This is a genomic window from Vibrio sp. S/42/10 (assembly GCF_029890535.1).
GTDB lineage: Bacteria > Pseudomonadota > Gammaproteobacteria > Enterobacterales > Vibrionaceae > Vibrio > Vibrio cyclitrophicus.
This window is the reverse complement of record NZ_JAKMZC010000008.1, coordinates 77435-91261: the sequence shown is the minus strand read 5'-3', so window position 1 is coordinate 91261 and position 13827 is coordinate 77435. Positions and strand designations below refer to the sequence as shown.

Sequence of the window (13827 nt, the reverse complement as noted above, 5' to 3'; positions counted from 1 at the left end):
CTATAGGTTAGTTAAAAGTTCGCGAGTCAGAAGCTTTATCTTTTCCAAAGCTCATATAAGAGTGATTTGGAATAGCTAACCCACAAGAGGTTGGGTTAGCTGGTATTACTAAGCTATTTAATTACTTAGGTTATTTAATTACTTAGGTTATTTAATTGCTAGGCGTTTATTAGCGACTAAGTGATTAACCTAGGAAAGCTTCTAGTTCTTCGCTGCCACCGATGTGTTTGCCACCGATGAATACTTGAGGAACGGTAGTGCGACCAGAGATTGCACGTAGGCTTACTGTTGTTGCGTCTTTACCTAACACCACTTCTTCGTAGTTTAGACCTTTGTCGATTAGGTTTTGTTTCGCTTTCATACAGAAAGGACAGCCTGGCTTAGTGAATACTGTGATCGACTCTTGCTCTTTGTGCTCAGGAGCAATGTAGTTAAGCATAGTATCTGCATCAGAAACCTTGAACGGGTCGCCTGGTACATCTTCTTCGATGAACATTTTTTCTACCACGCCGTTTTTAACCAGCATGCTGTAGCGCCATGAACGTTTGCCGAAGCCGATGTCGTTTTTCTCAACCAGCATACCCATGCCGTCTGTGAAGTCACCGTTGCCATCTGGGATGAATGTGATTTTTTCAGCTTCTTGGTCTGCTTTCCATGCGTTCATTACGAACGTATCGTTTACTGAAACACAAAGGATGTCATCAACGCCGTTTTCTTTGAACACTGAGTGTAGTTCGTTGTAACGAGGTAAGTGGCTTGAAGAACATGTTGGTGTAAACGCACCTGGCAGGCTGAATACGATAACTGTCTTATCTTTGAATAGTTCTTCCGTCGTTACGTTAACCCATGCATCACCTTGGCGAGTTGGGAATGTTACTTGAGGGATTGATTGACCTTCTTTAGATGCAAACATATTGATTTCCTTAAATAGTATTTTAATTTTGTTCTATCAGAGCTTAACGTTTTTCTTTGCTCTGTTTCGTTTCGTTGAGCCCATTATTAGATAAAACCTTTGATAGTTCTAATCGTTTGATGTTATGGTTTTGATAGGTAAATTCTATCAAAAGTATTTTATTCCAAAATATTTATATTCAGACCTTTGTTCTTTTTAAAACTTGAGGTAAGAGACAGATCATGAACATTCGTGACTTTGAATACTTAGTGGCTCTTGCAGAGCATAAGCACTTTAGAAAAGCGGCAGAAGCGTGCTTTGTCAGTCAGCCCACCTTGAGCGGACAGATACGTAAACTAGAAGATGAAATTGGACTTCAGTTAACCGAGCGTAGCCCAAGGAAGGTAATATTTACAGAATCGGGTTTACAACTTGTCGAGCAGGCAAAGCGTATTCTTAATGAAGTGAAAACTTTTAAAGATATGGCGAGCGGGCATGGTGAAGCGATGACGGGGCCAATGCATATTGGTTTTATTCCGACCGTTGGCCCATACATCTTGCCGAAAATTATTCCTCATCTGAAAGAGTGCTTTCCAGATCTTGAGCTTTACTTGCATGAAGCACAGACAAATCAATTAGTGAGTCAGCTAGAAGATGGCAAATTGGATTGTTTAGTACTGGCTGCGGTTGATGAAACGGCTTCTTTTAAAGAAATTGATGTTTACGATGAGCCATTGAGTGTTGCCGTGCCATGCGACCATGAATGGGCGAATCAAGACAGTGTGGACATGTTGCAGCTTAACGGGAGAACGGTACTGGCTTTGGGCGATGGGCATTGTTTACGAGACCAAGCGTTAGGGTTTTGTTTTGCCGCAGGTGCAAAAGATGATGAACGCTTTAAAGCGACCAGTTTAGAGACGCTTCGTAACATGGTCGCCGCAGGGGCAGGCATTACCTTGTTACCTCAACTTTCCGTTCCAAAGGAAAAAAAGAAAGACGGTGTGTGTTACGTACCGGCTGTTAATCCAACACCTTCACGTCGTATTGTGGTCGCATATCGACCGGGCTCTCCATTGAAGGGACGTTTTGAGCAACTGGCGGACACTATCCGAGTTCAATTAGAGAAAGCAGTTTAGCGGTTTGTATTAAATAATAGATATAAAAAAGGGTTGATATGAATTCATATCAACCCTTTTTGTTGGTTCATGTTGCTAGGTTCAACAAACCCTAGTTAGAACAGTTCTTCTACGGCTTCACCTGATGATGTTGAGTAGATGTCATTGAAACGTTCAGTGATGTATTCGGTTGGCTCTGTGCCTTTCTCGAAGTACTCGAACATTGATGAACTATCGAACTTGTTTGTCAGTAAGCCAGTTTCGCGGTCGATACGAACACGGATGATGTTTTCCGGAAGTTCTTTACGTTGTGCTGGCACGCCAGCTAACGCTGTACCCATGAAATCTACCCATGCAGGCTCTGCTGTTTTAGCACCAGCTTCTGCACCTGTAATCTGGTTCTTGCCAAGGTTTGAGTTCGCTTTGGTTCTACCTAGGTTGCGGTTGTGGTTATCAAAACCCACCCATACCGTTGCAACCATGCCTGGGCCGTAGCCGCTGTACCAAGTATCTTTTGAATCGTTAGTGGTGCCAGTTTTACCGCCAATGTCACGACGCTTCAATGGCTGAGCACGCCAGCCTGTACCGTTCCAACCAGTACCAGCACTCCAATCTCCGCCACCCCAGATGTTGCTGTACATCATTTCACGAACAAGGAAAGCGTTCTGCTCAGAGATAACTTGAGGCGCGTATTGTACTTTCGCGTCAACATCTTGCTCTGCAAACTCATCGGCCATTGGGTCTGTAGCGACGTTCTGCTCGCAATTATCCTTACACACCACTTTTGGTGTCGCTTCAAATTCAATTTCACCAAATGGCGTTTCAATACGACTGATGTAGAAAGGCTCTACGTAGTAGCCGCCATTCGCAAATACTGAGTAACCTTGCGCTACTTTCATTGGTGTTAAGCTGCCAGCACCTAGAGCAATAGTTTCTGAGCGAGGTACTTCATCAATATCAAAACCAAAACGAGTTAGGTAATTACGAGTGTCATCCAACCCCACTTCACGTAGTACACGGACAGCCATTACGTTTTTAGATTGAGCTAAGCCAATACGTAAACGCGTAGGACCCACGTATGTCGGTGGTGAGTTCTTTGGTCGCCATGCCGTACCTTGGCTCTTATCCCATTGGTTGATAGGCGCATCGTTGATCAGTGATGCCAGCGTTAAGCCTTTATCAATCGCCGCCGAGTAAATAAATGGTTTGATACCAGAACCGACTTGACGAATAGATTGCGTCGCGCGGTTGAATTTGTTGTGAACAAAGTTAAAACCACCGACCATCGACAATACCGCGCCGTTATTTGGATTCATTGCAACAAAAGCGGTATTCGCATTGGGTACTTGGCTTAGTCGCCATACAACAGGTTTTGCAGGTTCAGTTATCGCTGATTCTTCTTTAGGCTCTTCAGATACTTCGTCGCCTGTAATTGCTTCATGGCGAACCCAAATTTGTTCACCAACAGCCAGAATCTCTTTTGCTTGAGAAGGCGCAGGTCCTTGGCGGTTGTCGGTTAGGAATTTACGCGCCCAATTCATACCCTGCCATTCGATAGAGCCTTCACCTTGGTTCTTAACCCAGATTTGTGCGCTTTTTGCATCGACGGCCGTAACCACTGCTGGGACTAGGTCGCCATAGGTTGGTTGAGATTTAAGGTGCTTAACGATTTGTTCATGCTCCCAAGCCGATTGCTCAGTTTGCCACAACACTTTTTCAGCACCGCGGTAACCGTGACGCTCATCATAACCAAGTAGGTTTTTAATCGCAGCTTGGTTTGCGGCTTTCTGCAGCTTTGAATCAACAGTCGTATAAACCTTCATACCTGATGTGTAAGCGGCTTCACCGTATCGCTCAACCATCCAAGCACGTGCGACTTCAGCAACATACGGTGCACTGAGTTCAATTTCGGCACCGTGGTACTTAGAGATAAGTTCTTCACTGCGAGCGTCATCGTACTCTTCTTGAGTGATGTACTGTTCGTCTAACATACGACGCAATACAACGTTACGACGATGAGTTGCGCGCTCTACCGAGTAAATAGGATTCATGGTTGACGGTGCTTTTGGCATACCAGCAAGCGTAGCGAGCTCACTGAGTGTTAGTTCTGGAAGGTCTTTACCGAAGTAAACACGAGCTGCGGCGCCGAAACCATATGAACGATGACCAAGGAAAATCTTGTTCACGTACAGTTCCATGATCTCTTCTTTACTTAGCAGCTGTTCAATGTGGATCGCAATAAAGATCTCTTTGATTTTACGCATGATCTTCTTCTCATTAGATAAGAAGAAATTACGTGCAAGTTGCTGAGTAATGGTACTCGCCCCTTGTTTTGCTGAACCCGACATCGCAACCACGATCGCTGCACGAGTAATACCGATTGGGTCAATACCTGGGTGCTCGTAAAAACGACTGTCTTCGGTGGCAATCAGAGCCTCAATTAAGTGGCGAGGGATCTCGTCATAAGTGACTGGGTTACGACGTTTTTCACCAAATTGAGAGATCAATTTACCGTCTTGACTGAAGACTTGCATTGGCGTTTGGAGTTCTACGTCACGCAAAGTGGCAACATCAGGCAACTCTGGTTTTACGTAATAATAAAACCCGAAAATTGTACTGACTCCAAGAATCATGCAAACCAATGTAAATATGAATAATCGCTTTATGAACTTCACCGGATAATCCCTGATTAGTTAAGGCTGATAAGCAGCAAACCCTTGTACTCTAGGTTAAAAACTTAGCTTTCGTTTATTAACGCTTATTTAACTAATAATCACAACCCCTAGATAATCAACGAAATGCTTGGCACTTCAGGAGCTAGGTCACATGGGTTCATCATTAATTACAGGTATAGATATAAATCACCACAGCATCAAAGCCGTGGTACTAAAACCCGTTGGGGAGTCGTATGCCCTGGTGGGATACAAAGAGCTGCCGATTTCGGACGACATTTTTACAGCTAACCATACTTTGGAGTATCAGAAAACTGTTAAGAAACTCAAAGAACTTAGGAAAGGGCTGCCTTTTGGAAGCCGCAACGTCGCTATTTCGGTACCGGATAACACGGTGATCAGCAAAGTACTGCAAATAGAGAGCGAATTAGAAGATAGAGAAAAGGAGTTCTCGATCTATCAAACCTTTGCTCATCAATCTCCCTTTCCTATCGAGGAGCTGAGTTTAGATTTTGTAAAGCTAGAAGACAAACGATTTGGTAAAGGAGCAACAAGCAGCTATCAAGTGTATGCGACTCGTAAAGAGGTGGTTGATAGCCGAGCTGACGCGCTAACGAAAGCAGGGTTTAAGCCCATCGTTGTCGACACTCAGGCCCATGGTTTACTCAACATTTGGCAATTGGCTTCGCATTTGTATCCAGAAAAAAAGAATTGGCTGTTGGTGGATGTTGGCGTTGATCAAACTTCATTAGGCATTATTCCCCAAGGTTCAGCGCCATTTTATAAAGATATTGCCTTTGGCATTCAAGATCTTTGCAGTACGGGTAACTCGATGGATATGGAGGGTGGGTTTAGTAACGTTGAGGAGAAGCATAAGTTTATTGTCAATTTGATTGAAAAACTCAAGCGTCAGTTACAGCTCTATTCATCGGTCAATGCGCTTCAACCTATCTCAGGAATTTGGCTAATGGGCGAAGGAGCAAGTATGCCGATGGTCGTTGAAGAGTTAGAGCGACATTTTCAGTTAAGTTGTGAGTCTTTGAACCCCCTATCTTTGTTTGAGAATAAGGTCGCGAAAAAACGTCGATTACCCATGGATTGGCAACATTTTGGTATTGCAGCAGGCATGGCGATGAGTGGACTCAAGTGGCAGGGAGAAAAGCATGTTGCATCAAATTAACCTGTTGTCGTGGCGTGATGAGATTCGCGCTCAGCATAAAAAGCGTTTCATTCATCTGGTCATTCTTGGCGTCATCATTGCGCTTGCCGGGCAATGGGCGGTGGGACACTATTTTCATGACCAACAAGCCAAGCAGCAAGCGCGCCTCAGTTATCTCGATAAGTACATCGGAGTGCTCGACCGACAAATCCAGTCATTAAAAGTCGCAGAGCAAGAGCACAAAGCCATCCTTACACGACTTGCTGTCGTGGAGTCTTTACAGTTCGGGCGCAATAAAACCACCGACTTTATGAACCTGATGCCGGAGCTGATTCCTGAGGGCGTGTATGTCGACAAGATAAAGATGAATGGTCAGGAGATTGAAATGTCGGGCATCAGCGACAGCACCGCTCGTCTAGCCACCATGTTGGACAACCTAGAACGTTCTGACTCTCTTAAAGAAGTTGAGATGCACTCTATTGTTCATAACCGTAAGCGCTTCAATAAAGAGTTTCAGAGCTTCAAGGTCTCTTTTGTGTTTAGCCCTGTTTCTTTAGAAAACACAACCGCAGAGGGCACAACTGCGAACATAAAAGAGAAGGGGGCGAATCATGGCTAACCTTCAAAATAGGATTAGTTGGCAAAATAGGATGAGCTTGCAAGATCTTGATGTTGATGAAATCACCGAATGGCCGTTACTGCCTCAATTACTGGTGATTCTGTTGTTGATGGTGCTTATCCAAGGATTAGGGACTTGGCTCTATATTCTGCCTTTGGACGATGAGCTACAGAAAATGAAACAACAAGAGCAAACCTTAAAAGCGACCTTGAGAATAAAGGCCAATAAGGTTGCAGCCTTGCCTAAGTTGCAGAGTCAGTTAGATGAATTAACTAGCCGTTACGACTACTTGTTAGAGCAACTACCGGTTCAAAAGGAGCTGGCCAGCATGTTGGCCTCAGTGAATGAACTTGGCTTGGATAACAAGCTGACGTTTACACGGATTGATTGGGGGCAGAAGCAAAACAAAGCGTTTCTGTATCGGTTACCTCTCAATATCGAGTTGACGGGTGACTACCATGAGATTGGTGATTTCTCGGCGGCCATCGCTAAGCTGCCACGAATTATTAGCTTTGATGATGTGAACTGGCAGCGAGTCAGTCAAGAAAGTAGCACGCTGCACTTTAGGGTTCGCGCTTATACCTACCAGTTTAAGTCGGAGGTGAATGATGAAACCCAGTAACACGCTTTATTCGATCTTGTTATTACTTTTATTGTCGGGCTGCAAAGCAAATGAGGATTCGTTAGAAGACTTTGTTGTGCAAGTTGAGGTCAAGGCGAGGAAAGAGGTGGAACAGCTTGTTCCTGCCTCTGAGTTTGCTGCTGCCACTTATCAACGCCGAGCTTTTCGTCCTCCTTTTGAACTTCCTCAGGAAGCTATTGTGCAGAATCAACCTCTGGTTAAAAAAAACTGTTGGCAGCCCAGTACTCGTGCTCGTAATGGAAAATTAGAAAAGTACCCGCTAAATCAGTTGCGTTTAAAAGGTGTAATGGGAAGTGACTCAAGTGTATTTGGCCTTGTGCAGACGCCTATAGGTAACGTTGTGAATGTTAAGAAAGGTCAGTTCATCGGCTTAAACAATGGTCGAGTTACCAAGGTAACAAGCCAGTACGTTCTGATTAATGAAACTCTTCCAGATGGCTTAGGTTGTTGGCACAAGCGCAACGTTAGGCTGGCTCTGAAGTAAACCAATGTCACATGATGTGGATATGAGATGTAACTATGATTAAAGGAATAAGTGAGACAATGAACAGAGGGCTGCAAGGCATTGTGTTGTCGGTGGTGTTGTTTTTTACGGTGATGAGTCATGCAGAGACCTCCAACAAGCTGGAGAATATTGATTTCAGGGTCAACAAGGACAAAGAAGCGGTCATCATTATTGAACTGGCAACGACTACTGCGGTTGTCGATGTTCAGCGAGTGCAAGAAGGGTTGAGTATTGAACTGATCAATACTCAGGTTGACGACGATAAACTGTACCTACTGGACGTAAAGGACTTTGCGACTTTAGTTGAGGGGATTGAAGTCTTTAGGGAGTTGCCGAGCACTCGGCTGTTGGCAAACATCTCCAATGACTACCAATATGAGTACAACCTCAAAGGACGTTTTATTGAGGTTGTTGTGAGTCAGCCTAAGATCGATGAAGCTGCGATTGAGAAAAGTATCTTAGAAAAAGAGGGCAAACTGATATCGATTAACTTCCAAGATATCCCGGTACGAAATGTCTTGCAGCTGATTGCCGATTACAATGATTTCAATCTAGTCGTATCTGATTCGGTGGCAGGTAACCTAACTTTACGTTTAGATGGCGTACCTTGGCAGCAAGTTCTCGATATTATCTTGCAAGTTAAAGGCTTAGATAAACGTGTTGATGGCAACGTTATCTTGGTCGCACCGAAAGCGGAACTCGATCTTCGAGAGCAGCAAGCGCTCGAGAAATCGCGTTTAGAAGAGGAGTTGGGTGAACTCAAATCTGAAATCATCAAAATCAACTTTGCTAAAGCGACCGACATTGCCGACATGATTGGCGGTGAAGGTGCGGTGAGTATGTTGTCTGATCGAGGTTCAATTACCATTGATGAACGAACCAACTCAATGCTCATTCGTGAGTTGGAAGAAAACATTGCGGTGATCCGAGGCATCATTGAATCGCTAGATATTCCGGTGAAGCAAGTTCAGATAGAGGCGCGCATCGTAACTGTCACCGAGGGTAACCTGGATGAGCTTGGTGTGCGCTGGGGCGTTTCCTCAAACAACGGAAGCTTCACCGTTGGCGGTTCAATTGAAGGCAACCACCCATCGCAAATTACGCCGTATGACGATAATGGTGGGAATAGTGCGATTGATGATTATCTCAACGTCAATTTAGGGGCAACATCGCCGAACGCATCGAGTATTGCGTTTCAGGTTGCTAAGTTGGGTTCGGATACGCTGCTCGATCTTGAATTATCAGCGCTACAACAAGAATCTAAAGCCGAAATAATTTCGAGCCCACGCTTAATCACCACCAATAAAAAACCGGCTTATATTGAGCAAGGTACGGAAATTCCTTATTTGGAGTCCTCTTCAAGTGGTGCAACGTCGGTCGCATTTAAGAAAGCGGTATTAAGTTTGAAGGTGACACCGCAGATCACGCCAGATAACCGCTTAGTGTTGGACTTGAGTGTGACTCAAGATAGACCTGGGCAGGTAGTGAAAACAGGAACGGGCGAAGCAGTGGCCATTGATACTCAACGAATAGGAACGCAAGTGCTTGTTAATAATGGTGAAACGGTCGTACTTGGCGGGATTTTTCAACATAGTGTCAGCAGTACTGTCGACAAAGTTCCGCTGTTGGGCGACCTGCCAGTTTTAGGCGCATTGTTCCGTCGCAGCTATGAAAATGTAGGCAAAAGTGAACTACTTATTTTTGTTACACCTAAAGTTGTGATTCAGTAATGAACAATTAGATTAAAAATAAAGTTGCATTAGTGGCACCTAACCTTGATAATTTCGGGTCTTATCACGAATTATCTGTGAGGAATCGGTGCCACGGGCCTTTTAATTTCAGTACTTGTACTGACCTACCTTGTGGCGATGTCATTGAATTAACGTTGTAAATTACTGCTAAAAACATGGCTGAGAAACGCAATATTTTTCTTGTTGGCCCAATGGGCGCCGGCAAAAGTACAATTGGTAGACACCTAGCTTCCCAACTTCATATGGAGTTTTTAGACTCCGACACTGTGATCGAAGAGCGCACTGGCGCAGACATCGCATGGGTTTTTGATGTTGAGGGCGAAGATGGTTTCCGTAAGCGCGAAGAATCTGTAATCAACGATCTGACAGAAGAACAAGGTATTGTTCTTGCGACAGGTGGTGGTTCAGTGCTGAGCAAAGAAAACCGTAACCGTCTATCTGCACGAGGCATTGTTGTATACCTAGAGACAACAATTGAAAAGCAACTTGCTCGCACTAACCGCGACAAGAAACGCCCTCTACTTCAAACAGACAACCCGCGTGATGTGCTAGAAGATCTAGCTGTATCTCGCAACGCACTATACGAAGAAGTGGCGGACTACACAGTTCGTACTGACGACCAAAGTGCAAAAGTGGTAGCCAACCAGATCGTAAAAATGCTAGAAGAACGTTAAGTTCATTTTTCGGAGAGCAAACCCATGGAACGGATTACGGTCAATCTAGCTGAGCGTAGCTACCCTATCTCTATTGGCGCCGGGTTATTTGAAGACCCGGCGTACCTTTCTTTTTTATCAGGCAAACAGAAAGTTGTTGTTATCAGTAATGTAACAGTAGCGCCCCTTTATGCTGATAAAATTTTATCGTTATTGGATCAAGTTGGTTGTCAGACTTCTCTTTTAGAGTTGCCAGACGGCGAGCAGTATAAAACCCTTGAAACATTCAATTCAGTGATGAGCTACATGCTTGAAGGAAATTACAGCCGCGATGTGGTGGTAATTGCTTTGGGTGGTGGTGTTATCGGTGATTTGGTCGGTTTTGCTGCTTCTTGTTACCAACGCGGTATTGATTTCATTCAAATCCCGACGACACTTCTTTCTCAAGTGGATTCTTCTGTAGGCGGTAAAACTGCAGTGAACCATCCTCTTGGTAAGAACATGATCGGCGCTTTTTACCAACCAAAATCTGTCATCATCGATACTAACTGTTTAGCCACACTTCCTGAGCGTGAATTTGCAGCGGGTATTGCTGAGGTCATTAAATACGGCATCATTTATGATGAAGCTTTCTTTGATTGGTTGGAACTGAATCTAGAGAAACTTTATCAACTTGATGAACAAGCACTGATCACTGCTATTGCTCGTTGTTGTGCAATTAAAGCTGAAGTGGTTGCTATCGATGAAAAAGAGTCAGGAATCAGAGCGTTATTGAACCTAGGTCATACATTTGGTCATGCGATCGAAGCTGAACTAGGCTATGGTAATTGGCTACATGGTGAAGCTGTGTCTTCAGGTACTGTAATAGCAGCGAAAACTGCTCAATTACAGGGGCTGATTTCTCAGCAGCAACTTGAGCGAATTATTTCTATACTCAAGAATGCGAAACTGCCAATCCATACGCCAGAAAGCATGTCTTTTGAAGACTTTATGAAGCATATGATGCGAGATAAAAAAGTGCTGTCTGGTCAGTTACGTCTGGTATTGCCAACAAGTATTGGTACTGCTGAAGTGGTTGCTGATGTGCCTCAGGACATCATTAAACAAGCGATTGATTTCTGCCGTACTCTTTAAATTTGGTTGTGAGGTTGCCTAGCTAAACCCTAGGCAACTGAAGCGTTTTACTGATCGGTCTTATTCAGTAGGGATCCCCAATGAGTTTGGCTCATGAATTAAGAGTATTGGAGTTAGAGTCTCAAGTTGAGCTACTAGAACGCTTACAACTTTTGACGAACTTTGGTTCAAACCTTGTGACGGTAGCTGGTAAAGCTGGCTCTGGCCGTTCTTGGTTAGCTCAGCGTTATCTTGAAGCGTGGTCCACAGAAAAAAATCAGTGTTTACTGCTTTGCCATCCGAGCCAAGATGATCAACAACATCGAGCGCTTATTCTTAGCCAAATTGTTTCTGATCCACTGTTTAACCAACATGATTCCTTGTCAGATAGCCTTACTAGGTTACTTGACGGAGACTCGTGCAACGTGGTTATTGTTGTTGATGATGCCCACCGACTCTCAGAGCTATTAGTATCCGAATTATGGATGTTGGTACTTGAGGCTCAATCAAACCCTCAATGGACGATCAATATCGTTCTCTTTTCGGAAAGTGGCCACTTAGATACGTTATTAACACGTCTGAGTTACGGTCAGCAACACAAGCCTATCGATCTCGAGATCGATGACCTTTCACAATCAGAGGCTGAACATTTCTTTGAATCTCTGGTGATTCGATATGTAGATGATGAGTCTGAAACTCGCGTGCGACGTGCGTTTAATAAAGCACAACCTCTGCCCGGTGAGTTAATGGCTTTAGGAGAATTGAAAGTGGAAAAAAGGATTATTATTCGCTCAATTATTGGCTCGCCCATCAACATTGCAATAGTGGTGGCCTTGATGTTGGTTTTAATTGGTGGTGGTTATTGGTGGATGTTCAGTCAACCAACCCCTGACGATAAAGCGCAATCTCTTATTGCTCCCATTGAACAGACAGCTATCCCAACCTTTGAAGTGGAAAGTAGTTCCGAACAGGTTGGAGTCGACGGAGCGCTAAGTGCTGAAGCCGAAACTGACATGAGCTACCAAGGTGCTGATGATGATAGTTCATCTCTGCCACCAACCGTTGTTGAAGATACCGCTAGTGTTGGAGAGGTGGAGCAAGATCAGCAACGTGTCGTGATTACCTCTGATGTGGTTGATGCTCTACTTGACGATAAACCGGAGAGTGCCGATACCAGTGTGATTGATGCTGTTGTTGAAGAAAACACAGGTGACCCGGTTAGTCCACAGCCAGAATCAGAAAAGGTAGAGTCACAGCCTTCGATCGATGAAGAGTTAGACCTAACAAATTCAAATCCTCCGACGAAAAAGATCACTTTCTCATTTGCTCGCGAAGAGTTACAAGCTATCTCACCACGAGCTTATACTCTGCAGTTGAGTGCCATGACGTCATTAGAAGACGTTCAGTCTTTTATTGAAGAATATGAAGTCGAAGACAAGGTTCGTATCTATCCAACACTTCGTAATGACACCAAGTGGTTTATTATTACTTATCAAGATTATCCAACGATTCAAGTAGCTCGGGACGCGGTAAGTGCATTATCAAAACCACTTCAACAGTTGGAACCTTGGGCAAAATCGATGAATCAAGTGCATCGAGAGATAGAACGTGCGAAATAACCCTGAGCTTAGCCTCAAAATATGTTACATTCCGCAGCCTTATTTTTGAGTTGATAGATAGAGCAGTAAATGAAAAAGCAGCGTGCCTTTCTAAAATGGGCTGGTGGTAAATATGGCCTAGTTGAAGACATCCAACGTCACCTGCCACCTGCTCGTAAATTGGTAGAACCGTTTGTCGGTGCTGGTTCAGTATTTTTGAACACTGATTTTGAGCAGTACCTACTAGCCGATATCAATCCCGACCTTATCAACCTATATAACCTACTGAAAACCGACCCTGAAACGTACATCACTGAAGCAAAGCGTTGGTTCTGCCCTGAGAACAACCGCAAAGAAGTCTTTCTAGATATTCGAGCTCAGTTCAACGGTACAGATAACATCATGTATCGCTCGCTTGCTTTCTTGTATATGAACCGATTTGGCTTCAATGGCTTGTGTCGTTACAACAAGAAGGGCGGCTTTAACGTTCCGTTCGGTTCTTACAAAAAACCTTACTTCCCAGAAGCCGAGCTGGAGTTTTTTGCTGAGAAAGCGAAAAAAGCCACTTTCGTCTGTGAGGGATACCATGAAACCTTTAGCCGCGCCCGTAAAGGCTGCGTGGTTTATTGTGATCCCCCATACGCACCGTTGTCGAACACGGCTAACTTTACCTCTTATGCAGGTAATGGCTTCAGCTTAGATGATCAAGCGGCCTTGGCTGACGTTGCTGAAAGAGCAGCAATGGAGCGCGGTATTCCCGTTTTGATATCTAACCACGATACGACGTTAACACGTCGCTTATATCACGGGGCGGAGTTGAACGTGGTTAAGGTGAAACGCACTATCAGCCGTAATGGCGCGGGGCGTAATAAAGTTGATGAGCTACTGGCGCTTTTCCATAAAGAGAAAAACCAGCAACACGCATCTGCGGAATAGTACTGGTCAGAATAACCGCCAAACTCATTAAATTGAGTGACCAACGGATACTTTCTTAAACTAATCTTTCGAACTGCTAGGATCTGCTTAGGTGCTTAGGTAGAATTACGCCCTAAATAGCTTGTGTGTCTGTGTTTCTTTTGTGAACCAGCCATAGAGGCAGTGACGCCC

12 protein-coding genes are annotated in these 13827 nt (G+C 44.2%); 10 read left to right on the top strand and 2 right to left on the bottom strand.

The annotated features are described in order from the left end of the window. Nucleotides 1-184: 184 nt before the first annotated feature. Nucleotides 185-913, bottom strand: a complete 729-nt coding sequence (locus L8S15_RS11005; protein ID WP_010435300.1) for a glutathione peroxidase — start codon at nt 911-913, stop codon at nt 185-187. A gap of 221 nt (nt 914-1134) precedes the next feature. Here L8S15_RS11005 and oxyR point away from each other — a divergent pair, with 221 nt between their 5' ends. Continuing rightward, entirely contained in the window at nt 1135-2028 is an 894-nt protein-coding gene (gene oxyR, locus L8S15_RS11000) for a DNA-binding transcriptional regulator OxyR (RefSeq protein WP_010435297.1), read from the top strand. A 95-nt stretch (nt 2029-2123) separates the two neighbouring features. On the opposite strand, the gene L8S15_RS10995 is transcribed toward oxyR, so the two are convergent. Continuing rightward, the gene (locus L8S15_RS10995) at nt 2124-4682 is read right to left on the bottom strand and encodes a PBP1A family penicillin-binding protein (protein WP_010435294.1); all 2559 of its coding nucleotides are present in this window, start codon (nt 4680-4682) and stop codon (nt 2124-2126) included. Nucleotides 4683-4833: 151 nt separating this feature from the next. Between L8S15_RS10995 and pilM the strand changes: the two genes are divergently transcribed. The 9 genes from pilM (at nt 4834) to L8S15_RS10950 (ending at nt 13656) form a co-directional block, all read left to right on the top strand. Continuing rightward, complete coding sequence (gene pilM, locus L8S15_RS10990) at nt 4834-5859, top strand: type IV pilus assembly protein PilM (RefSeq protein ID WP_016767986.1); 1026 nt, start codon at nt 4834-4836, stop codon at nt 5857-5859. Further along, entirely contained in the window at nt 5843-6457 is a 615-nt protein-coding gene (locus L8S15_RS10985; RefSeq protein WP_016767987.1) for a PilN domain-containing protein, read from the top strand. Before pilM ends, L8S15_RS10985 begins: the two co-directional genes overlap by 17 nt. Further along, nucleotides 6450-7079 carry a type 4a pilus biogenesis protein PilO gene (gene pilO, locus L8S15_RS10980; RefSeq protein WP_010435284.1) on the top strand — a complete coding sequence of 210 codons (630 nt, stop codon included), beginning with the start codon at nt 6450-6452 and terminating at the stop codon, nt 7077-7079. Before L8S15_RS10985 ends, pilO begins: the two co-directional genes overlap by 8 nt. Beyond that, nucleotides 7066-7584, top strand: a complete 519-nt coding sequence (locus L8S15_RS10975; protein WP_016767989.1) for a pilus assembly protein PilP — start codon at nt 7066-7068, stop codon at nt 7582-7584. Before pilO ends, L8S15_RS10975 begins: the two co-directional genes overlap by 14 nt. Nucleotides 7585-7643: 59 nt before the next feature. Beyond that, nucleotides 7644-9335, top strand: a complete 1692-nt coding sequence (locus tag L8S15_RS10970; RefSeq protein WP_010435279.1) for a type IV pilus secretin PilQ family protein — start codon at nt 7644-7646, stop codon at nt 9333-9335. 176 nt (nt 9336-9511) lie between these two features. Continuing rightward, complete coding sequence (aroK, locus tag L8S15_RS10965; protein WP_009848907.1) at nt 9512-10030, top strand: shikimate kinase AroK; 519 nt, start codon at nt 9512-9514, stop codon at nt 10028-10030. Nucleotides 10031-10054: 24 nt separating this feature from the next. Further along, nucleotides 10055-11143, top strand: a complete 1089-nt coding sequence (gene aroB / locus L8S15_RS10960) for a 3-dehydroquinate synthase (protein WP_280573039.1) — start codon at nt 10055-10057, stop codon at nt 11141-11143. A gap of 80 nt (nt 11144-11223) precedes the next feature. Next, the gene (locus L8S15_RS10955) at nt 11224-12741 is read left to right on the top strand and encodes an AAA family ATPase (protein WP_016767990.1); all 1518 of its coding nucleotides are present in this window, start codon (nt 11224-11226) and stop codon (nt 12739-12741) included. Nucleotides 12742-12810: 69 nt separating this feature from the next. Beyond that, nucleotides 12811-13656, top strand: a complete 846-nt coding sequence (locus L8S15_RS10950) for a Dam family site-specific DNA-(adenine-N6)-methyltransferase (RefSeq protein ID WP_010435266.1) — start codon at nt 12811-12813, stop codon at nt 13654-13656. The last annotated feature ends 171 nt before the right edge of the window (nt 13657-13827 follow it).